The organism is Winogradskyella sp. SYSU M77433, from assembly GCF_029911945.1.
In the GTDB taxonomy this organism is placed as follows: Bacteria; Bacteroidota; Bacteroidia; order Flavobacteriales; family Flavobacteriaceae; genus Winogradskyella.
In genome coordinates this window covers 1-582 of sequence record NZ_JARYTG010000035.1, presented here as the reverse complement: position 1 = coordinate 582, position 582 = coordinate 1, and the positions used below count along the sequence as shown (strand labels likewise).

General features: G+C 38.7%; 1 protein-coding gene. It reads right to left on the bottom strand.

The annotated features are described in order from the left end of the window. On the bottom strand, positions 1 to 582 hold a 582-nt coding region (locus QGM60_RS18150; protein ID WP_281141654.1), incomplete at both ends, for a fibronectin type III domain-containing protein.

The window sequence follows — 582 nt, the reverse complement described above, 5'->3', positions numbered from 1 at the left end:
ATTAACACCATTTCCATCATTACTAGTTGGTTCAGAGACACAATATCCTGTAAAGAATTCTAGAGGTCCAGCAAAAGCACTAACATCACCAGCTCCACATACAGCTTGCACATAGAATTCATAATATGTATCTGCTGTAAGTCCGTTTATAGTATATGGGTTTGTTACACCTGTAACTACCGTACCAGTTCCTTGAGTAAAACCAGAAGGGCCATATTCAATATTCCAAGAGCCGGCAACAGCATCTGTCCAACTCACCTCAGTAGATGTAAGAGAAAGGTTTGTAGCTGTTAATTGAGTTGGACTAAAACAAGTTGGAGCCTCATCAAAAGTTACATCATCGATAGCGATATCATCGTAGAAATCACCAGTAACAATTTCTGAGAAAATAAACCTAGCTTGTACATCACCAGTAATGGTAAGTCCACTCAAATCAATGATCTTAAGTTCCCAACCAGACGTGTTAGTATTGTAAGTGCCCATATTGTTCCATGCAGCACCATCCCAAACTTCAACATCTAATTGAGAGTTAGCATTACCTTCATTATCGCTGATTTCATAAAAAGAAAGTGCAGGTGTTGT